The 21,462-nt window shown below is 69.4% G+C and carries 15 protein-coding genes; 14 read left to right on the top strand and 1 reads right to left on the bottom strand.

Annotated elements, in window-relative coordinates; genetic code table 11:
- Positions 1 to 3 precede the first annotated feature (3 nt).
- The 10 genes from ACFY3I_RS29090 to ACFY3I_RS29045 all read left to right on the top strand — a co-directional run bounded on the left by ACFY3I_RS29090 (position 4) and on the right by ACFY3I_RS29045 (position 8,842).
- Entirely contained in the window at positions 4 to 3,681 is a 3,678-nt protein-coding gene (locus ACFY3I_RS29090) for a hypothetical protein (protein WP_390863938.1), read from the top strand.
- A 20-nt stretch (positions 3,682 to 3,701) separates the two neighbouring features.
- A complete protein-coding gene (locus ACFY3I_RS29085) occupies positions 3,702 to 3,887 on the top strand; it encodes a hypothetical protein (RefSeq protein ID WP_390863935.1) in 186 nt (61 codons plus the stop codon).
- 3 nt (positions 3,888 to 3,890) lie between these two features.
- Positions 3,891 to 4,556: a hypothetical protein gene (locus ACFY3I_RS29080; protein ID WP_390863933.1), complete on the top strand. Its 666-nt coding sequence runs from the start codon at positions 3,891 to 3,893 to the stop codon at positions 4,554 to 4,556.
- Positions 4,556 to 5,221, top strand: coding sequence for a hypothetical protein (locus tag ACFY3I_RS29075; protein ID WP_390863931.1), 666 nt, complete (start codon positions 4,556 to 4,558; stop codon positions 5,219 to 5,221). Before ACFY3I_RS29080 ends, ACFY3I_RS29075 begins: the two co-directional genes overlap by 1 nt.
- The gene (locus ACFY3I_RS29070; protein ID WP_390863929.1) at positions 5,221 to 5,856 is read left to right on the top strand and encodes a hypothetical protein; all 636 of its coding nucleotides are present in this window, start codon (positions 5,221 to 5,223) and stop codon (positions 5,854 to 5,856) included. The genes ACFY3I_RS29075 and ACFY3I_RS29070 overlap by 1 nt, the downstream gene beginning before the upstream one ends.
- Entirely contained in the window at positions 5,853 to 6,320 is a 468-nt protein-coding gene (locus tag ACFY3I_RS29065) for a hypothetical protein (protein ID WP_390863927.1), read from the top strand. Before ACFY3I_RS29070 ends, ACFY3I_RS29065 begins: the two co-directional genes overlap by 4 nt.
- 18 nt (positions 6,321 to 6,338) lie before the next feature.
- Complete coding sequence (locus tag ACFY3I_RS29060) at positions 6,339 to 6,821, top strand: hypothetical protein (RefSeq protein WP_390863926.1); 483 nt, start codon at positions 6,339 to 6,341, stop codon at positions 6,819 to 6,821.
- Positions 6,822 to 6,838: 17 nt separating this feature from the next.
- A complete protein-coding gene (locus ACFY3I_RS29055) occupies positions 6,839 to 7,144 on the top strand; it encodes a hypothetical protein (RefSeq protein WP_390863924.1) in 306 nt (101 codons plus the stop codon).
- A gap of 136 nt (positions 7,145 to 7,280) precedes the next feature.
- Entirely contained in the window at positions 7,281 to 7,958 is a 678-nt protein-coding gene (locus ACFY3I_RS29050) for a hypothetical protein (RefSeq protein WP_390863922.1), read from the top strand.
- A gap of 74 nt (positions 7,959 to 8,032) precedes the next feature.
- Positions 8,033 to 8,842, top strand: a complete 810-nt coding sequence (locus ACFY3I_RS29045) for a hypothetical protein (RefSeq protein ID WP_390863920.1) — start codon at positions 8,033 to 8,035, stop codon at positions 8,840 to 8,842.
- Between the two features lie 2 nt (positions 8,843 to 8,844).
- Here ACFY3I_RS29045 and ACFY3I_RS29040 read toward each other — a convergent pair whose 3' ends face one another.
- Positions 8,845 to 9,402, bottom strand: coding sequence for a hypothetical protein (locus tag ACFY3I_RS29040; RefSeq protein ID WP_390863919.1), 558 nt, complete (start codon positions 9,400 to 9,402; stop codon positions 8,845 to 8,847).
- Between the two features lie 170 nt (positions 9,403 to 9,572).
- On the opposite strand from ACFY3I_RS29040, the gene ACFY3I_RS29035 reads away from it, so the two are divergent.
- The 4 genes from ACFY3I_RS29035 to ACFY3I_RS29020 all read left to right on the top strand — a co-directional run bounded on the left by ACFY3I_RS29035 (position 9,573) and on the right by ACFY3I_RS29020 (position 21,124).
- Positions 9,573 to 10,181 carry a hypothetical protein gene (locus ACFY3I_RS29035; protein WP_390863917.1) on the top strand — a complete coding sequence of 203 codons (609 nt, stop codon included), beginning with the start codon at positions 9,573 to 9,575 and terminating at the stop codon, positions 10,179 to 10,181.
- Positions 10,178 to 10,555, top strand: a complete 378-nt coding sequence (locus ACFY3I_RS29030; protein ID WP_390863915.1) for a hypothetical protein — start codon at positions 10,178 to 10,180, stop codon at positions 10,553 to 10,555. Before ACFY3I_RS29035 ends, ACFY3I_RS29030 begins: the two co-directional genes overlap by 4 nt.
- A gap of 399 nt (positions 10,556 to 10,954) precedes the next feature.
- Positions 10,955 to 14,599: a LamG-like jellyroll fold domain-containing protein gene (locus tag ACFY3I_RS29025; protein ID WP_390863914.1), complete on the top strand. Its 3,645-nt coding sequence runs from the start codon at positions 10,955 to 10,957 to the stop codon at positions 14,597 to 14,599.
- Positions 14,600 to 14,668: 69 nt separating this feature from the next.
- Positions 14,669 to 21,124, top strand: a complete 6,456-nt coding sequence (locus tag ACFY3I_RS29020; RefSeq protein WP_390863912.1) for an RHS repeat-associated core domain-containing protein — start codon at positions 14,669 to 14,671, stop codon at positions 21,122 to 21,124.
- Positions 21,125 to 21,462: the final 338 nt, after the last annotated feature.

The following is a 21,462-nucleotide window of genomic DNA, read 5'->3' as shown; positions in this document are numbered from 1 at the left end:
ATCGTGAGCGGCGCCGCCCCGACGCCCCGCGTCGACGTCGAAACGCTGCTCCTGTGCGACGTCCTCCCGGACGGCACGGTCGCCGGCCTCGCCCTGGTCGAGCCGGTCTACGACACCGTCTCGGGGGACCGGGTCGGTACGCGCATCGTCAGCCCGACGACCGGCGCCGCCTACACCCCGACCGGCACCCTGGGCCTGTGCTCGCCGCCGGACACGTGCACGCGGCAGATCAGCACCGTGCACCGCTGCGACGACACCGACGCCGACGGCGAGCCGGACACCCAGTTCACCGAGGTGTGGGCGCTGGACCCGTGCGACGGCGGGGCCCCGGTGCTGGTCGGGACGTTCGCGGCCGACGACTACAGCACGCCGTACACGCCTGTCGCCCCGGTCGACTGCCCGGACGCCACAGCGGACACCCCGGTCGTCCTCGGGCAGATCTGCTACGACGCGGGCGCCGGCGAGACGCGCACCGCGGCGGTCCTCAAGTGCGCGGCCTGCGGCGACCCCACGGTCACGTACCTGGACGTCGAGACCGGCGCCACCGTCACCGCGCCCACCGTGGTCCCCTGCGCCGCCCAGGAGAGCCGCGCGCAGCTCCTGTGCGACGTGGCCACGGACGGCACGTCGACGGCGTTCCTGCGGACGTACACGATCGCCCCGGACGGCGCGACCACGCACGCGGACACCGCCCTCGACGGGACCACCCCGTACACCGTGACCGGCACGGCCGGCGCCTGCCTGCCCGTCTCGGACTGCGCCTCGCCGACCACGCCCACAGCCACGGTCGGCCTGTGCCTCGCCGACGGCACACCGATCGCCGTCACCATCGTCCGGGACTGCGAAGGAGTCATCACCTCGTCCGGCTGGATCAACGCCCTCACCGGCGCCTACAGCGCGGGCGCACCCCCGGCCGGCGCCATGGCATGCGGCGAAAGCCAGTCCATCCAGCTGAGCGGCACTTTCTGTGACGTCCTCCCGGACGGCACGGTCGTCGGCCTGGTCCTGATCGAGTACAGCTACGACGCAGAGGGCGCGATCGACTCCGTCCGCCTGGTCGACGCCGTCACTGGCACCACCTACACCCCGACCGGCACCGTCACCGTGTGCCCGGCCGGAGTCGAGCAGCCGGAACGCGACCTGCTGCAGCTCTGCGACACCGCCGCCGACGGCACGGTCACCGCGTTCGTGCGGGACTACGGACGCGACGAGAACGGCACGATCACCGGCCACAGCGACTACCTGCTTGACGGCACCGCCTACACCCCGGTCGGCACCGTGGGGACGTGCACGCCGCCCTGCCTCACCTGCGAGACGATCGAGCTGTGCGACAGCGCCCCCGGCAGCTGCGCCCCGGTCACCGGCATCACCGACGTCCCGTACGCCCCGCGGTATGTGCTGTCCGGGGACGGTCTCCCCGGTAACCGGCGGAGCGTCCCCGGCGGAGGTGCCGGGTTCTGGTCCGGCGCAAGCACGATCTTCCCGAACCAGGCTTCGGACCCTGACCCCGGCAACTCCGGTTTCCACCTGGGCATCGTCGGTCTCGTGCAGGTTCCCGACGCCTGTCCGGCGTGCCTCCAGCCCGGCGACCAGGTGACCATCACCGCGAGCGGCCAGGCCACCAACAACGGTCCCGGCAACGGCATCATCACCGATGGCCGGTGGCGGATCATCCGCGACGGCGGCGAGGCGGACGGCTCCGTCCCGAACCTCGTGGTGGTCACCGACGCGAACCGGGCGGCGGGGACCACCTGGTCGTTCTCCGTCACCACGACCGTGCCATGGTCTGACGTCCTCGCGGGCCGCATCGGCCTGGCCCTGGACCTGGAGACCAAGAGCAACGGCCAGTTCAAGCAGTGGACAGCGCACAACTTCGTCCTGTGCATCGAGCCTGTGACGCCGCGCACCGGGTGCGGCACCACCTTCCGGCGCACCATCTGCCGGGACTGCACCGGCGACATCGTCTCCACCACCGACTACCAGGCGGACGGCGTCACCCCGTACACGCCGGTCGGCGCCGTCGGGCCGTGCCTGTCTTGCGACCTGGTGGCCTCCAGCCAGACCGAGCAGGACATCGCCGAGCTGTGCGACGTCCAGGCGGACGGCACGGTCGTCGCCTTCCTGCGGGACTACGAGCGCGACGACACGGGCGCGATCAGCGGGCACAGTGACTACACCGTGGACGGGGCGGCCTACACCCCGACCGGGGCCGTGGGCCGCTGCTGTGACACGACGGTCCTGGCCGAGTGCACCTACAGCCTCCCCGATACCAACACCGGGTTCGCTCTGACCGATCCGGCGTTCCCCGGATGCTGGGTCGGCACGGCGGGCACCCCGTCGTACCAGTTCGGGGACCGGGTCACGTCGTGGGAAGGCGTCTACCAGTCCGACACCGGTAGCGCCTCTGTCGTTCTGTTCTCCAGCCCGGACCTCGGCGGCTCGGTCAACTTCACGGCCTTCGCCCCGGCCTTGCCGGTCAACCCGGCCCAGTCCGCGGCCGGGTACGTGGGGACCGCCGTCATCAACGGCATCACGGTCACGCTGACCGCGACGGCCGGGAACGGCCTGGGCATCTGGCAGGCCAACCCCATCGGCCTGTACCTCAACGGCGGCGACGCGTTCCGGATCGAGTTCTCGGAGCCCGTGCGCCTGACCCTGGGCACCTCCGGGTTCGCCGACCCGCCGTCCCTCCACGAGCGGTTCTGCTCGGTCGAGTTCGCCACAGTGCCGTGGACGGCGCTCCGGCTCGCGGACTGCAACGGCAACGTCAGCCTCGTGGACGCGGACACCCGGGAGCCGCTCCCGGACGACGCGACGGTGCTGTGCCAGTCCTCGTCTGCCGGGGTCGACGTCGAGACGATCCCGCTGTGCGTCGTGGACAACGCGACGGGCGCGGTGGTCCAGGCGGTGCGCGCCGAGGTCGTCTACGACGCCGAGGGCGCCCGTACGGCCACCCGGTACGTGGACGCCGTCGACGGCTCCACGGTCGCCCTGCCGGGCGGCACGCGCCTCGCGGTGTGCCCCACGGTCACCTGCGCACGGCAGGTCATCGAGCGGTGCGGCTGCGACGACACCAACGGCGACGGCATCGCCGACGCCTCGTACACGGAGCTGTGGGCGGTCGACCCGTGCAACGGAGCCGACCCGGTCCTCCTCGGCACGTATCTCGACGGCGACCTCAGCCAGCCGTACACGCCGGCCGCGCCGGTGGACTGCATCGCTTCCGAGGTGCTGGCCGGGGAGCCGCTGCTCTTGTGCGACTCCGGCACGCCGTTCCTGCGGCACGTCCAGTACGCGGGCGACGGTAACCCGGTGAGCGCCGTGGACACGACGCTGGACGGCACAACGCCGTACACGGTCACCGGGACCGTGGGGAGCTGCACCGCGGCCTCGACGCCGGACGCCGTGGTGAGCACCGCCCTGTACCGGTACACGGGCGCAGGCGGCCACGACATCAAGGCTCTGCACCCGGGCCTCCAGTCGGTCACCCTGACCGTCCTTGTCGGGACCGTCGAGGTCACCACCGCGGCGGCCGCCGCCCAAGCGGTCCCGGCCGGGGTGACGCTCACCTGGTCCGTCACGGACACGGACGACTCCGTGCTCGACGTCTTCTCGGTCGCCTTGACGGCCGGGGACGACGTGCTGATCAACGCCACCTACAAGGCCAGCGCGGCCGGCTGACGGACGGACAGGAGACGACTGTGAGCGACCCCCAGCCCACCAGCGGCACCCGCTACTACCGCAACCCCCAGGGCGGCCTGTCGACGTACGACGGCCTTGACGATGATCAGGTCCTCATCGAGCACGGATACGAGGAGCTGACCGCCGAGGCCTACCAGGACGCCCTGGCCGCCCTCTCCGACCCGGCCGACACTCCGGAGGGCTGAGCGATGCCAGGGAAGTGCGGCAACACGTACCGCATCGCACCAAAGCTGTCCGCCGACCCCTGCAACGTCCTGGAGCAGCGCCCGTCCGGGCTCCTCGTCGCTCGCACGACGCTAGCGGGTGTTGCTCCGGGCAGTGCGGTGGGCACGGCCCGGTCGGTCGACGTCGACGTCCAGGCGCCGGACCCCGACGCCTGCCCGGCCGTGTGGACGATCGGGGCGCGCCTCACGCCGGTAGGCGGCGAGGTCATCCCGAGCGCCGCCCTCAACCTGCTGCCGCTCGCGGCCGGGGTGTGGGGCAACATCCCCGGCATGTCGTTCGTGGCGCCCGAGGCGGGGATCTACCTCATTACCGCGGACGTCTCGGGCGGCATGACGGCCGGCGCACAGTCCAGCTTCAACCGGCTGACCCAGACCCGGATGACCCTCAACGGCACGCCGATCAACGGGAGTCTGCGGCAGCTCCAACAGCTCGACTTCTTCCTGACGGCCGGACAGACGATGTCGGCCGGTGAGAACGCCTCCAACTCGGCGACGAAGCGGGTCACGCTCGCGGCCGGGGACGTCGTCGCGGTCCAGGCCGAATACCAGAGCACGACGGGGACGGCCGCCTCCCTGTCGGCCGGCAACCCGCTCGGGTCGCTGCTGACCTGGCAGAAGGTGTCCGACTGATGACCGGCACCGACGCCAGCCTGCGCGGGGCGGTGACGATCGACCCCGCGGCGTGCAACGGGCTGGAACTCACGCCGTCCGGGCTCCTCGTCCCCCGTGCCGTCGTCGCGGGCCTGGCCCCCGGCACGGTCGTCGGGACCACCCGCTCGGTCCGGATCGACGTCGACGCCCCCGCGGCCGGGGACTGCCCCGAGACGTGGACCGTCGGCGCCCGCCTAGCGTCCCCGACCGTCGAGGACGTCGCCTCCTCGACGGACCTCCTGCCCCTGGCCGACAACACCTATGGCCCGGTCTCGGGATCCGCGCTGCTGCTCCCGTCCGCCGGACGATGGGCGGTCACGATGGTTGCCCGAGGAGTCTTCAGCTTCACGGGCGTAGCGGGCACGTTCATGGTCGCCCGCATCTTCAACGTCACCGCGGGCGCCGTCGTCGCGAACAGCGAGACGTTCGTGACGCAGGTCCGGCAGAACGTCGCCGGGGCGGGCCAGACCACCGGCGACAACGACACGTCAACCATGATCAAGTACGTGACCGTGACCGCCCCCACCACCCTGCGCATGGAGGCCAAAACCGTGTTTCAGCTGGGGACTCAGCCGACTCAGGCACAGATCGTGTCCGACACGAACGGCCGCTCACTGCTCGCCGCGCACAAGGTGTCCGACTGATGGCGGGCGCCTGCTGCGGCGGCAGCCTGATGCCCGGCATCGACCCGAGCCCCTGCAACGGCCTCGTACGGGCGGCCGGTGGGCTCCTCGTGCCGCGTACGGCGATCGAGGTTGGGCCGGGCCTGACCCTGGACGCGCCGGCCGCCGGGGACTGCCCGCAGACGTGGACGCTCGGCGTGGACGGCTCGTGGGCACAGACCACGTGGGGAGCGGGCGGCTCCCGGACGCTCAGCGCGGCGGACCGGGTGTGGGAGGAGGTCACCGAGGTTGCTCCGCTGGTGGCCCCCCGCTCCGGGGTGTGGGAGGTCACCTATCACGTGCGCGGGGGCGTCCAGCTACCCGCCAACCTGGCCATCGCTCAGTACGTGGTGGCGTCACTGTTCCGGAACGGCACGCTGATCGGCGGCTCGGAGGTGATGGTCGTCGGCCTCTCGCGCGGCCAGGCGTCCGGATCCGCGGCGGGCGCGCAGAACACCGGCACCGCGAGCTTCATGATCAACCTCACGGCGGGGGACCAGATCACCCTTCACGCCTACCAGATCGGCCAGTCCGGGGTGTCCTCCGTCGTCAGCAACCAGGACGGCCGCACCCGCGTGACGGCCCGCTGGACCGGGCCGGTCGGGGACACGCCGTGACCGGCACCGGCGCGAGCACGCGCCTCACCGAACACGGCATCGCGAGCCTGGCCACGGTCCTGGACCTCGTCTCGTCGGCGAGCGGGGCGTGGCTGGCGACAGGCCTGTCCGTGCTGCTCCCCGCGGCCGGAACGTACCAACTGGACGCGACGGTCCGGGCCTCCGTCGCGGCCGTCGACCCGTCCAACGTCTGGGTCAGCGCCCGCCTCTTCGACGTGACGGCCGGGATCGTCGTCCCCGACAGCGAGGTGCTGATCGCGCAGGTCAACGTCAACAGCTCGAACGCGGCCGTGAGCAGCGGCCACAACTGCACGAGTCCGATTCAGGTCGAGTACACGGTCATCCAGCCCACGACGATCCGCGTCGAGGGGGCACGCACCAACAACACGGGGACGGCCACGACGGCGTCCATCCTCGCCAACGCCAACGGGCGCACGACCCTGCGCTACCGGCGTATCGCGTAACTCACAAAGGAGCCAGCCTTGTCCGGGACCAGCGGAAGCGTCTCCGCCGCGGCGGCGGTGGACGCCGAGTACGAGATCCTGTGCGACACCCAGCCGGACGGGAGCAGTACGCCGTTCCTGCGGCACTACACCACCACCGGCACCGGCGCCCCTGCCGTGTCGGACACCACCCTGGACGGCACCACCGCCTACGTGGCCACGGGCACGGTCGTACGGTGCGGCGTCACCCCGACCCCCCAGATCGACAGCAAGGCCCAGAGGCAGACCGGCGCGGGCAACGTCACCATCACGGCCGGCGCGAGGAGTGTGACGCTGATCGTGTTCGCGGGCGCGCCGACCGTGGCCATCGGCGGGGACCCGGCCGTTCCCTTCCCGGCGGGCTCCTCGGGCACCTGGTCCGTCGACCAGGGCGGCAAGAACGGCGAGCGCCTGGCCGACGCGTTCGTATTCACCGGGATCGCCGGGGGCGACTTCCTCGTCCTGTCCACCCGCGAGATCTGACCGGGACGGTCCTGGAGATGGCGACCAGCGGCGACTACACGCCCACCTCGGGCCGCGTCGAGCGTCAGACCGTGGTGACCGACGCCAGCGGCAACGCGGTGTTCACGTGGCCCGCTGGGGCGTTCTCCGTGCCTCCGGTCGTCACCGTGGGCGTCCAGGGCACCAGCGCGTTCCGCTCCCACACGATCACCGCGAACTCGGCCGCGGCGACGACGGTGAACGTCCAGGCGGCGGCCGGTATCACGCTCCTCGGGATCGGGGTCCTGGCCGTCGGTGCCCCCGCCGCCGGCGTCACCGTCCACGCCCACGCCGCAGCCCCCTAGGCCCGGATCAACGCACCCGTACGCAGCGGCCCGGCTACTCACCACGGCCACCGCTAAACTGACACCGTCGCTGGCTTCGGGCCGGACACACGTCGCTGGTTGAGGGCCGGACTTCCTGAATGTAGGAGGTCACGGCATGTCTTGCCCGCTCATCGCGAACGCGGACACCATGCGGATCACCCGGGTTGACCAGTGTGGCAACCCCATCGCCGGCCCGGAAAACGGATACGTCTTCGACTGCTTCTCGTCCCTGGCGATGAACAACAACAGCGACGACGGCGACGACATCGAGTACAAGGCGGCCAACGGGCGCGTCTGCGGCTTCAAGAAGGGCTGCCCCACCTTCAGGGGCTTCGACCTCGAGCTGAACGTCTTCTCCGTCTCCCCGGAGCTGATCGAGATCCTCACCGGCCAGCCGGTGGTGCTCGGCTGGGACGGCAAGCCGATCGGGTTCGACACCTGCTCGGTGAAGTGCGACACGGGTTTCGCCGTGGAGCTGTGGGCGGAAGTCCTCGGCGAGGCGTGCGTGGCCGGCGCTACCGGCCAGTGGATCTACTTCCTGCTGCCGTGGGTCAGCAACGGCGTGCTGGGCGACCTGGAGATCGGCAGCGAGGCGGTCACCCTCCAGGTCACCGGCTCAACCAAGACCGGCGGTAACTGGGGCGTCGGCCCGTACGACGTGGTCGCCGCCGACGCCGCCAACACACCGGGGCCGCTCCTCACCCCGCTGGACGCGGACTGCCACCGCCGCACGTTCATCACCACCATCGAGCCGCCGGCGCCGTCGTGTGACTACGTCGCCGTTCCGGCCTGACCTGGTAACCACCGAGCAGCCGCGCGGCGCCCAACCGCGCGGCTGCCGCGTACCTGACGCCCAGGAGGTGGGCAATGCCGCTGCAGACGACCGCGTGTGACCCGTGGCCGGTTGACCTGTGCTGCGACGTGGAGGGCGTGGACCCGGACAAGGTGGAGCGGTGGCAGCGCGTGGCCACACAGATCCTGTGGCGCCTGTCCGGTCGCCGTATCGGCCTGTGCGAGGTGACCGTACGGCCGTGCCGCCAGGCGTGCCTGGACTTCGCCCCGGTCTCGTTCCAGGCCGGGGCGGGCCTGGGCCCGTGGGTGCCGTACATCGGCGTTGACGGCCAGTGGCGCAACGCGTCGGCGTGCGGCTGCCGCCCCAGGGGCTGCTCCTGCTCGGAGCTGTGCGAGGTGAAGCTGGGCGGGCCCGTCCACTCCGTGGTGCGGGTCAACGTGGACGGCCAGGACCTGGTGCCCGGGGTGGAGTACCGGGTGGACGCGCCGAGCCTGCTCGTGCGCCTGGGCGGGGAGTGCTGGCCGAAGTGCCAGCAGCTCACCGAACCGGAGGGCACCGAGGGCACGTTCACCGTCACCTACCGGTGGGGCATCGAGCCGGACGACTCCGCGATCGCGGCCGTCTCGGCCATGACGTGTCACCTGTTGAAGGGGTGCGGGGGGAACGGCTCGTGTGGATGCCGCGCGAACAACAAGATCACCAGACTTCAGCGGCAGGGCGTCGAGATGGAGATGCCCGACCCCACGGTGTTTTACAGCAGCGGCCTGACCGGGGTTCAGGAGGTGGACCTGTGGCTGATGACGGTGAACCCGGGACGGCTTACCCGTCCGTCCCGGGTGTACTCCGTGGATTACCAGCGCCCCCGGAAGACGACATGGCCGTGACGTCAGCTGAGGAGCGCCCAGTTACCGCCGTTCGCCGCCTCGCGGATGGTGGAGTGGTGCACGCCGTACTGCTCGCCGAGGGACCTGGAGCTGTGCGGGCTCGGGTAGCGGGCGCCCGAGCGGTACGCCTCGCGGATCGCCTTTACCTGGTCCGGCGTCAGCTTCGCCGTGTTGACCTGCGTCCCCCACGCCTGGCGCGACTTCGCGACCTTGTCGCCCTGGTTGGCGGCCGACGTGCCCTCGAACAGGTGGGACGGCTCGCAGCACGCCGGAGTGTCGCAGGTGTGGCACGCCTCCAGTCCCGGACCGATGGGGCGGCCCAGCGCCTGCTCCAGCATCAGCCGGTGGACGCGGACGCGCTTGTTGCCCATGCTCACCTGCGGGTACCCCCCGCGCGCGGTCGCGAAGACACCGGTGGTGATGCGGCAACCGTTGGCGTTCGCCGGGATCGCCAGGGCCCGGGCCACCACGTCCTCCACGCTCTGGGGAGGGCGGCCCGGCTGGAGCACGCCGAGCGGGTCGCCGGTCCGACGCCAGCGGATGTAATGCCGGTTACACAAGCCCTGCGCCCTCGGCGTTGCGGCGCATCTGGCGCCGTCCTCGACCACGGTACAGCGCGTACTCTCGGACATGTCGACTCCTTGTCAGTCGGCGATGCCCCCGGGGCGGCGCCCACCGCTGTCCTGGGGGTCTGCTATGTCGGATTCGACCGTAACGGGAAGGTCTGACAATGGCTTTGCAGCTCAACGCCGTCCAAGAGGCGGCGGAGGCCGTGCTGGCGTGTGTCTGCGCGGCTCTCCAGGATGCAGCCGGGCAGGTGGACGGTCAGCCCGGATGCCCCTGTCGGAGCTGTCTGGTGCCCGGCACGGCCGCGTGGGACTCCTGCGATGACCCGTGCAACGAGAGCCCCGGGGGCGGGGCCGGCGGGCAGCTGACGGTCAACGTGGCGCGGCTGTACCCGTCCACGGAGTTCCCCACCGTGGACCGCACACTGCCCGCGGCCGCCGCCCGGGGCCGGACCCTGTGCACGCCGCCGGCCGCCATGGCCGTGGAACTCGTGGTCACCCTGCTGCGCTGCGCCCCATCCTTCGACGAGGGCGGCTGTCCGCCGCCCTGCGATGCGCTGGGGGAGGCGGCCCGCGTCCTGCACATCGACATGGTGGTCGTGCGCAACGCCCTGGAGTGCTGCCTGCCCACGACAGGCGACCAGCGGCGCGGCCGGGTGGTGTTCGTCGGCGAGCAGCGCACCGTGGGCCCGCAGGGCGGGTGCGTGGGCCTGGAGCAGCGCGTCACGGTGGCGCTGCCGGGCTGTCTGTGCCCCTCGGAGATCACGCCGTGAGCGTGGAGGTACGCCTGGACCAGGGCGCCCTGGCACGGCTGCTGCGGGCTCGTGGTGGGATCGCCCGGCGCAAGCTGGAGCAGCGCGTGGAGCGGGTGGCCCGGATCGCCAGGGCGGAGGCCCCGGACAGCATGGGCGAGTTCATCAGCACCGACATCCAGGAGGGGCCGCGTGGCCTCCAGGGCGTCATCATCTGCGATCACCCCAAGGTGCGCCTGGTCCTGGACGGCACCCGCCCGCACCTGATCAGACCCCGCCGCCGCAACTTCCTGCGGTTCGAGGTGGGCGGGGACGTCGTGTTCACCAAGCTGGTGCGTCACCCGGGCACCCGCCCCAACAACTTCCTAGCCGAGGCGCTCCACCTGGGGCGGTAGCGACGACTGCACTGCTGAGTTGAGGTGCTGTCGGGTCGCCAACTAGGGCACCGGAGCCATGGGCGCGTGGGCAGACGCGATTTCTAGTTGGGGTGCCCGCCGACACGCCTATCGCTTTACCTCTAATTTTCTTCCAATTTGTCATTTCCTGGTTTTGGCTTGAGGGTACACCCTCTCTTTGTGGGCGGAGATTTCCATTTGATGACCAGTTGATCTCTGTTTCTTTTGGCTAAATTTTCCCCTCTTTGCCTCAAGGTGGCGTGCGGTTCGGGCGTCGTGCGTGGATTCGGCGAAATCTGCTCAGTCTGCATGTGGTTGACAGGTGAAATCTGCTGGGTTTTGATCTTGCGGCTGTGGAAATCGTGTGACTGCGGAGTGGGGGACATGAGGTCAACTCGGATGCTTTGCCGTGCTGTTAGGGGACGACGTGCCGAGCGGGTGCGAGGGCGCCGGGTCTGGCTGGCGGCATCCGTGCTCATCGTTCAGTTGGTCGGTACCGTCGGCGTGCAGGCGGCTGCTGCGCAGGCGACGACCGGTGACGCGCCGTCGGCTGTCGACAGTGACCTGTCGCCCGAGGCGGCCGCGTCGCAAAAGGCGGCGCTGTCGGGTTTGTCCGTTCCGGTTGATGCCGAGACGACGCCCACGCAACTGGTCATGGCGCAGCCGGACGGCACATTCACCGTTGAGTTCGACGCCGAAGCGGTGCGCGTGCGGCAGGCATCGGGCTGGGTGCCCGTCGACACCGATCTCGCGACGACCTCCTCCGGCGAGCTTGTGCCGAAGGCCGTCCCCGTGGACATCTCCTTCTCCGGGGGCGGTGCCCACTACCCCCTGGCGCGCATCACGAAGGACGGCAAGACCTACAGTGTCGGCTCGCCCTGGACGTTGCCACCGCCCACGCTCTCCGGTTCCACGGCCACGTATCCAGATGTCATGCCCGGTACAGACCTGGTGGTCAAGGCGACGGCGGACGGCTTCAGCGAGAACCTGGTCGTCAAGTCCCGCGAGGCAGCATCCGATCCGGATCTGGCGAGCGTCCGCTTCCCCGTCTCGGTCGACGGCGTTTCCGCGTACGACACCCACTCCGGGGGCGCGGCCTTCGTCGACGCCGGGGGACAGCCAGTGTTCACCACAGGCAGCGCGCTGATGTACGACTCCTCGACGTCCGCCACCACCTCCGGGACCTCGGCGGCGGCCACGACGGCGTCGCGCACTTCGTACGCGGTGTCGACCGCCGCCCTGCGTACGGCCGTTGCCGAAGCCGGTGCCCTCGACGGACCCCTCCCCGGCGCCCGCGCGACCGCCATGGACGTGACCGCCTCGGACGACGCGCTGACGTTCAAGCCGGACCAGGCTTTCCTCGACGACCCGGACACCACCTACCCCGTGGTGCTCGACCCCCAGACGACCAGTGCGTCGCTGTCGGGGTGGACCACGGTGTGGACGAGCTCGCCGGACACCTCGTTCTGGAAGACCTCGCACGCGCTGGGTGTCGGCTACGACGCGTGGGTGGACAACAAGAAGGCGCGTTCGCTGTATCAGTTCGACACACACACCCTTGGCGGCAAGAAAATCCTCTCGGCGACATTCACGGCGCTTGAGGTGTGGTCGGCGAACTGCACCGACAAGGCCGTGCAACTGTGGCGTACGGGAACCATCTCCTCCAGCACCAAGTGGTCGGCACAGCCGGCCTGGTCCGCCCAGGTGGACTCCGTCAGCACCGCCAAGGGTTACTCATCCTCCTGCCCCGGTGGGAATGTCGACTTCGATGCCACAGACGCCGTGAGCTACACCGCTGGGCAGTCGTCCTCGACCACCACACTCGGGCTAAGAGCCGCCGACGAAGGCGACGACATTGCCTGGAAGCAGTTCGCCTCCCCGTCGGACCACAAGCCCACCCTGTCGGTGACCTTCGTGTCCAAGCCGTCCGCACCGACGGGGGTGAAGCTGTCCAACCCGAACCTGGCGTGTGCGACGACCCGCGCCACGGCCGCCGTGATCCGGGACACGACGCCCACGCTGGGTGCGGCGCCGAAGTCGGCGGACGGTTCGCAGTCGACGCTGCGGCCCAACTTCGAGGTGTACAAGTACGACGCCGACGCCACCGACCCGCTGGCCGGCTCGGGCAGCCCATCGGCCTACACGACCTCCGGGACGACCAGCACCTGGACAACCCCGGCGCTGACGAACGGGCAGACATACTGGTTCCGCGCCCGCAGCCAGTACAAGTACTCCTTCGACGGCATCACCGGTTACATGTACTCGGGCTGGACCGCCGGCTGCTGGTTCCGGATCGACTCCTTGGCGCCGGTGCAGCCGGACGTCGACTCCACGACGTACCAGGAGTGCGCAAGCCCGGACAACCCGGACGACTGCACGGCCTACGGCGGCGTGGGCGCGCCCGCGCCATTCACGCTCAAGGCCAACGGGGCTTCGGACGTGGTCAAGTACACGTACCAGCTCAACGACAACCCGGTGCGGACCAAGACCTTCACCACCGCGACCACCAGCTACGCGGTGTCCCTGGCGCCGGATGTGCGAGGCGTGAACACCCTGACCGTCCAGACCTGGGACGCAGCGGGCAACGGGTCGCTCAGCTACACCTACTCCTTCAAGGTGGCGCCGGGCGCCGGTCCGGTCGATCAGTGGTCGATGGACGAGGGCACCGGGTCCACTGCGGCTGACTCCGTGAACGGCAAGAACGCGACCCTGAAGAGTGGAGCAACCTGGAGCGACAAGGCCCGGCTCGGCAAAGCCCTTCAGGGCGATGGCGCGGCCGCATACGCAACGACGGACTCCTCTGCTCTGGACACGACGAAGAGCTTCACGGTGGCTGCCTGGGTCCGCCTGACCGGCAACGCCCACAATGCTGTGGCCGTCGCGCAGTCGGGAGTCAACGGGTCAGCATTCGCGCTGTACTACTCGACCTCTTATCAGGCGTGGATCTTCAACCGGTACACCTCGGACGTTGCGTCGCCGACCATCGTCCGTTCCATCTCGACGATGACCCCGGCGGTCGGAGTCTGGACGCATCTGATGGGTGTGTACGACGCGCAGGAGCAGACCATCCAGCTCTTTGTCAACGGCGTGCCACAAGGCGATCCGGTCGCTTTCACCACTCCCTGGCAGGCCACCGGCGGGCTGCAGATCGCCCGCGGTCAGGCAGGAGGGACCTTCACCGACTACTTCCCGGGACAGGTGGACGAGGTGACCGCCTGGAACCGGATCCTGTCCGAGGAGGAGATCGCCGACCTCCAGGCGATGACGAACGCGAGCACGGGCCACGCACAGCCGGCTCTCGCTGCGGACTGGGGCATGGGGGAGACCTCAGGCACGACGGCCTCGGACTCCTCGGGATACGGCCACACCGCCACCGTCGCCTCCGGCGGAACCTGGACCACGGACACCGACGGCGGTAAAGGCAACGTGCTGTCCCTGAACGGCACTTCGACGGCCAATGCCACGGCCTCCGGCCCGATCGTGGACTCCCAGGGCGACTTCACCGTGGCGGCCTGGGCCAACCTCGACACGGGTGCCCTGTCCGACACGAGCGTGGCCCATCACATGAGGATCGCCACCCAGTCCGGCGGCGTACGCGACTCCTGGGGCCTGTGGTACGACCAGGCGGCGGGCTCCACTCAGGGCATGTGGGTGTTCGGCCGCACCAGCGCCGACACCACCAGCGCCTCGGTCGTCAAGGTGCCCGCCGATATCGCATCCGCCCAACTCGTGGACCCGGGTTCCTGGACGCTCTTGACCGGCGTCTACGACGGTGCCCACCACCAGCTGTTCCTCTACGTCAATGGAGTCCGGCAAGGGGCTCAGGGCGACACCGACACCGACGACAGCACTGGGGACGGCGTCGTCTTCGACACGCCCTGGCAAGCCACCGGCACCTTCAACATCGGCCGCGGTCGGATCAGCACCGGCGCGTACAGCGACTACGCGCACAGCCTCGTGGACGACGTACGGGTGTGGACCGGCGTCATGTCCGACACCGACATCGACCAGATGTACAACACCGAAGCGCCCATCCCGCTGTAGCACCATCCCGCCGACACGGCGGGCGTGACCGAACCTCAGCGGACTTTCACACGAAACGGGAGAGCAGTCATGGATGGGCTACGGCGGACACGGCTGTGGGTCGTCGCTGTCACCACGAGCGCCCTGGTGGCCACGGGACTGGGCACCGCCCCGGCGGTGTGGGCAACCCAGCCACACGGGCACCACACGGTGCACGCACCGGATGTCAAGAACGGCACCGCGGTGCCCTTCAAGGCCAAGAAGGCCACGAGGAAGGACCCGGCCAAAGCGGCCGCCACCCGTACCGCGAGGCAGATTTCGCAGCCGGCACACTGGCCGACCGCGTCCGCTGTCACGGTGCCCGTGGCAGCCGAGAAGACCCGTGCCCAGGCCACTTCGGTGGGCGGCATGCGGGTCCAGGTGAGCGCGCCGACCACCGGCGCAGCCCCGGCGAAGGTGGCAGTCAAGGTGGCTGCACACCGCACCGCAGCCGCCCTCGGCATCAACGGCACCGTACTGTCTCTCGCCCGCGCCGACGGGAGCCAGAGAACAGGCAAGACCCGGGTGACCCTGGACTACTCCGGCTTCGCCCACGCCTACGGCGGCGACTACGCCTCCCGGCTGACCCTGATGCGTCTGCCCGCCTGCGCGCTCACCACCCCCAGCGTCAAGAAGTGCCAGGCCACGACCCCGATTGCTACCCAGAACGACGTCACACACCACACCCTCACGGCCACCACCGCCGTCAGTGCCTCCGCTGTGACGGCCCTCGCCGCGACCGCCGCCGCCAAGTCCGGAACGGGCTCCTTCCAGGCGACCCCCCTCAACCCGTCCGCCTCCTGGAGCGCGGGCGGCTCCAGCGGTGACTTCACCTGGTCGTACCCGCTTCCGGTACCCCCGTCTAACGGCGGTCCGTCCCCCAACCTGGCTCTCACCTACGACGCGCAGAGCGTCGACGGGCGGCTGCCGTCCACCAACAACCAGCCGTCCTGGGTCGGCGAAGGCTTCGACCTCACCACCGGATACATCGAACGCTCATACGACTCCTGCGACGACGACGGACAGACCGGCAAGAACGACGAGTGCTGGGCAAACGACAACGCCACCCTGGTCCTCGGCGGCAAGTCCAGCCCGCTCATCAAGGACAAGACCACCGGCGACTGGCACGCCAAGACCGACGACGGCGAGCGGGTGGTGCGTTCCACCGGTGCCACGAACGGTGACAACGACGGCGAGTTCTGGACGGTCACCACCCCGGACGGCACCCAGTACGTCTTCGGCAAGAACCGCCTGCCGGGCTGGGCCACCGGCAACCCCCTCACGAATTCCGTCGACACCGTTCCCGTGTTCGGCGACGACTCCGGTGAACCCGGCTACGACCAGGGCACCAGCTTCTCCGGACGGGCACTCACCCAGGCCTGGCGCTGGAACCTGGACTACGTCGTAGACCCGCACGGCAACGCGATGTCGTACTGGTACACCAAGGAGACCAACTACTACGCCGAGAACGGCACCACCACCGGCAACGGGACGGTGTACGACCGCGCCAGCTATCTCAGCCGGATCGACTACGGCATCACCTCCTCCACCGTGTTCGGCACCGCACCCGAGAAAGTTTCCTTCACCACCGCCGAACGGTGCCTGGTGACCAGCAGCGAAAACTGCTCCTCACTCACCTCCACCACCGCCGCACACTGGCCGGACGTCCCCTACGACCAGATCTGTGCCTCGGGCAAAGTGTGCTCGGCGACCGGACCGACGTTCTTCTCCCGCAAGCGCTTGACCGGCGTCACCACCAGCATCTGGGACGCGAGCCAAACCCCACCCGCCTACCGGGACGCCGACACCTGGGCTCTTGACCAGTCCTTCCCCGACCCCGGCGACGGCACCTCCGCAGGCCTGTGGCTGAAGTCCATCACCCGCACCGGCAAAGACGGCTCCACCACGGCCATGCCGCCGGTCACCTTCGCCGGCGTCCAACTGTTCAACCGGGTCGACACCACCCACGACGACATCGCCGCGCTGGTCAAGTGGCGGGTGCGGACGATCACCTCCGAGACCGGCTCGGTCCTCACCGTCAACTACTCCAACCCACAGTGCGTCGCCGGCACGACCATGCCCAGCAGCCCGGACTCCGACACCCTGCGCTGCTTCCCCACATACTGGCAGCCGCCATTCACGCCTGATCCTCAACTGGACTGGTTCCACAAGTACGTCGTCACCCAGATCACGGAGTCCGACCCGACCGGCGGAGCACCGCTGAAGGAGACCGACTACACCTACAACGGCCCGGCAGCCTGGCACTACGACACCGACAACGTCACCGCCCCCGCCAAGCGCAAGACCTGGTCGCAGTGGCGCGGCTACGGCAGCGTCACCACGACCACGGGCGACGCACAGTCCACACGGACGAAGACCGAAGCCACCTACTTCCGCGGCATGGACGGCGACAAGCAGTCCGACGGAACCACACGCAGCGCCAAGGTCACCGACTCCACCAAGACCTCGGTGACCGACGACGATCCGCTCGCCGGAAACGTCCGCGAGTCGATCACCTACAACGGCTCCGCCGAGGTGTCCGGCACCATCACCGACCAGTGGATCCACCAGACAGCAACGGACGGCACCCGCAGCAGCTACTTCACCCGCCCTGCGGCCGTGCACTCCCGTACTGATCTGTCCTCCGGCGACCCCCGCAACACGCTGGTCTCGACGACGTACGACCCGACGACCGGTGCGGCACTGACAGTCGACGACCAGGGCGACACGGCCGCCCAAGGCGACGAGCAATGCACCCGCACCACGATCGCCAACAACACCACCGACTGGCTGATGGCCTTCCCCACCCGGGTCGAGACCGTCGACGTGCCCTGCGACGCCAACACCACCCGCCCCGACGACGTGATCTCCGACGTCCGCACCCTCTACGACAGCCAGACCTACGGCACCGCCCCGACCCTCGGCGACGAAACGTCGACACAGCGCCTGTCCTCGTACAGCAACGGCAGCCCCGTCTACCAGACCGTCTCCACCAGCCACTACGACACCCAGGGCCGAGTCGACTCCGTCCAAGACGCGGACGGGACGACGGTCAGCAAAACCACCTACACCCCGACCACCGGCGGCCCGCTGACCAGCACGGTCACGCAGGACGCGAAGCTCTACTCGACCACCACCACCTTCGACCCTGCACGCGGCCTCGCCACCTCGGTCGTCGACCCCAACAACAAGCGCACCGACTACGCATATGACGGCCTCGGCCGCCTGACCAGCCTGTGGCTGGCCAACCGCAACAAGTCCTCTGGGCAGTCCGCCAGCCTGGTGTACACGTACTCGATCTCCAACACCGCTGCCTCCGCGGTCTCAACCGGCAAGCTGAACAACGACGGCTCGACCTACGACACGACGTACGCCCTCTACGACGCGCTGCTGCGCCCCCGCCAGACCCAGACTCCGGCACCGGGCGGCGGGCGGGTCATCGCCGAGACCAAGTACGACAGCCGCGGCCTGCCAGTCGAGGCGGACACCGACTACACCGACAACACCTCCCCGTCCGGAACCCTGGCGAACATCACCTCCGCAGTCCCGTCCCAGACCCTAACCACCTACGACGGCGCGGGCCGCGCCACGGCGGCCGACTTCTACGCCCCTGGTGACAAGCACTGGACGACGTCGACGACGTACGGCGGCGACCGCGTCACGGTCACCCCGCCCCAGGGCGGCATCGCGACGACGACCCTCACGGACACCCTCGGGCGCACCACCGAGACCCGGCAGTACGATGACGGCACCCCGACCGGGACCTACACGTCCATCAAGTACCACTACGACGCGAAGAGCCGGCTCAAGGAGGTCGTCGACGACGACGGCAACACCTGGTCGTACGGCTACGACCTGATGGGCCGCAAGACGACGTCGACGGACCCCGACGCGGGTACGACGCAGACGACGTACGACGAACTGGACCGGGTCGCCACGACCACGACGGCGCTCGGTACGGCCGACGAGAAGACGCTCAGCTACAGCTACGACATTCTCGGCCGCAAGACCGACATGTACGACGGCAAGACGAAGGACGCAGCGCACGAACTGGCCAAGTGGACTTACGACTCGGTGGCCAAGGGGCAGCCGACGTCGGCGATCCGGTACGTCGGCGGCTCGTCCGGCAGTGCGTACATCAGCCAGATCGGCGCCTACGACTCCCTCTACCGGCCGACCCTGACCCGCGTCACCATCCCCTCGGTCACCGGTGAGGAGGCACTGGCCGGTCAGTACACGTCGACGACCGGCTACAACCTCGACGGCACCATCCAGGTCACCTCCGACCCGGCGGCCGGCGGACTGCCCGCCGAGTCCTTGGAGTACGGCTACAACGACCTGAGCATGCCGACGACGCTGAATGGCGCCACCGGCTACGTCCAGAACACCGACTACACCAAGCTGAGCGACATCAGCCAGATCACGCTGGGGGTTTCCTCCTCGGACACCGCCAAGTGGCTCCAGATCAGCAACACGTACGAGGACGGCACCCGCCGCCTCCGGCGTGAACTGGTCACGGATGATGTGCAGAGCGCCCCCGTCCAGGACACGATGTACACCTACGACGACGCGGGCAACCCGACCAAGGTCGCAACGCACGCCGACAGCACCGACGACGTGCAGTGCTACCGCTACGACGGCCACGACCGGCTCACCGAGGCCTGGACTGCCACCGACGGCTGTGCCGCCGCCGCGTCCACGGCGGTCCTCGGCGGCCCGGCGCCGTACTGGCACAAGTACGACTACGACGACCTGGGCAATCGCAAGACCGACGTTGACCACGCGACCACAGCGGGCGGTTCCGACACCTCGACGTCGTACGGGTATCCGCCGAAGGGCGATGCCCAGCCGCACACCCTGTCGTCGTCGACGACAACCACGGGCTCCACGACGACCAAGAACAGCTACTCGTACGACGGCGCGGGCAACACCCACACCCGCACGCTGAACGGCAAGACCCAGATATTGGACTGGGACAGCGAAGGCCACCTCGCGAAGGTGACGAACGTGGACGGGACGGCGGCCTCGTACCTGTACGACGCTGACGGCAACCGCCTCCTCTTGCGTGACGACTCGGGAACCACGCTGTATCTGGGGGACACGGAGGTCCACCTCGCCAAGGGGGCGACGACGACCACGGGTACGCGCTACTACTCCTGGGCGGGACAGACAGTGGCGGTGCGCACGAGCTCCGGCGGCCTGCAATGGCAGGTCACGGACGTGCACAACACGGCCGAGACTTCTGTGGACGCCACGACACAGGCAATCACCCGGCGCCGCCTGGACCCGTTCGGCAACCCGCGCGGTACACAACCGGCTGCGGGATCGTGGCTCGGCGACACGGGCTTCGTGAACGGGGTGGTGGACGCCACGACCGGGCTCACCCACCTCGGCGCCCGTGAGTACGACCCGACGATCGGCCGCTTCGTCTCGGACGATCCAGTCCTGGAGCTGGCCGACGCCCAGCAGATCGACGGCTACACCTACGCTGCCGATAACCCGCTCACCGGCAGCGACCCCAGCGGGCTGACGCTTGACGGGGGTGGCAACTGCGCTCTCGACCCGGGCGGCTGCAACACGGGCGGCAACGACACCTCCGGAACCTCCTTCCTCGACAACGACAACGGCGGTGGTGGCGGCGGTGGTGGCGGCGGTGGCGGCGGCGGTGGCGGCGGAAGCTCCCACCACAGCTGCGGCTGGTCGCTCTCCTGCCACGCATCCAGCTTCGTCCACAAGGCGTACCACGCGGTCGAGCGGCACCCGGTACTTGCGGCCGTAGTCGCAACTGCGGTGGTCGTCGGCGCGGTCGCCTGCGTGGCGGCGACGGCCGGCGTGTGCGGCGCCGTCCTGGTGGCAGGCGCCGAGGGCTTCACGGCCGGGGCCGAGATCGGGGGCCTTGGAGCCGCGGTAACGGGAGCGGCGGCCGGAGTGATCGGTGAAGGCGGGGCCGTGATCGCGGGCGCTGCGGGCGCCGCTGGGCTGGGTGTTGCGGCCGTGGTCAAGGGGGCGAAGACGGCTGTCAGATCCGAGGCGGCAGAATCGTCTGGTGCGGCTGCCGCCAGCTCGGACGCGGCGTCGACGGCCAGCAACGGTGTCCGTACAGCGGGCGCGTACCGAGGGAGCTCCCAGAAGGCGCCCGGCGGTCAGAAGGGGGGCGTGAGCGTCAAGCACGTCAAGATGGCGTTGGGGCGAGTCGGCATGAGCGTGGACCACTTCGACATCGTGCATGTCCCAGAGATCACGACGCCGGACGGCCTGGTCGCGTACGGCTACAGCCCGCACCCGGGAGGTGCGCCGGAACTGGGCCCCCGGGGGCGACCGGTGATCCAGATCTCGGACGCGGGCCTCGCCGACATGGACACCGCCGTCCTCACGATCTTCCACGAGGCTTATCATCACCAGAGCTTTGTCTCGATGGGTACGGCCGACTTCGGTGGCAAGGAATCTGCCGCAGAGGCATACGGACTGAGAATGCTTGAACTCTTCAACAGGAAATCAGGCCGGTGAAGCGATCCAGGACAGGTGAGGGCGACCCGTGAAATCTTATGACTGGAGGCACGTCCAGGCACTGGGCGTCGGGCCGCGGTTCATCGACGAGCCGAGGGAACGGGTGTGCCCAGTCTGCGGAAACACTGCGGTTCGGACTTATATGTACGCCTCCGACCGCGGACCTGGCCGGGAGACCGTCATCAGCTACACGTGGTGTGCCGCCTGTCGGCACTTCAGTGGAAACACGGGCCCGAGACCGACAGGGTTGCTTTTCACGGATCCCCTGGCCGCGCTGTCCCGCGCGGAGAGGATCGACATGGAATCCGACAGCGATCTTTTCTTCGGAAGGCTCGATC

Origin of the sequence: Streptomyces sp. NPDC001068 (assembly GCF_042897315.1) — a bacterium.
Classification (GTDB): Bacteria; Actinomycetota; Actinomycetes; order Streptomycetales; family Streptomycetaceae; genus Streptomyces.
This window is presented reverse-complemented; position numbering and strand designations above follow the sequence as displayed.

Coding starts and splice junctions, on each gene's coding strand:
- ACFY3I_RS29080 (WP_390863933.1), top strand. CDS start 3,891: ATGCCAGGGAAGTGCGGCAACACGTACCGCATCGCACCAAAGCTGTCC.
- ACFY3I_RS29070 (WP_390863929.1), top strand. CDS start 5,221: ATGGCGGGCGCCTGCTGCGGCGGCAGCCTGATGCCCGGCATCGACCCG.
- ACFY3I_RS29055 (WP_390863924.1), top strand. CDS start 6,839: ATGGCGACCAGCGGCGACTACACGCCCACCTCGGGCCGCGTCGAGCGT.
- ACFY3I_RS29020 (WP_390863912.1), top strand. CDS start 14,669: ATGGATGGGCTACGGCGGACACGGCTGTGGGTCGTCGCTGTCACCACG.
- ACFY3I_RS29035 (WP_390863917.1), top strand. CDS start 9,573: ATGGCTTTGCAGCTCAACGCCGTCCAAGAGGCGGCGGAGGCCGTGCTG.
- ACFY3I_RS29045 (WP_390863920.1), top strand. CDS start 8,033: ATGCCGCTGCAGACGACCGCGTGTGACCCGTGGCCGGTTGACCTGTGC.
- ACFY3I_RS29025 (WP_390863914.1), top strand. CDS start 10,955: ATGCTTTGCCGTGCTGTTAGGGGACGACGTGCCGAGCGGGTGCGAGGG.
- ACFY3I_RS29075 (WP_390863931.1), top strand. CDS start 4,556: ATGACCGGCACCGACGCCAGCCTGCGCGGGGCGGTGACGATCGACCCC.
- ACFY3I_RS29050 (WP_390863922.1), top strand. CDS start 7,281: ATGTCTTGCCCGCTCATCGCGAACGCGGACACCATGCGGATCACCCGG.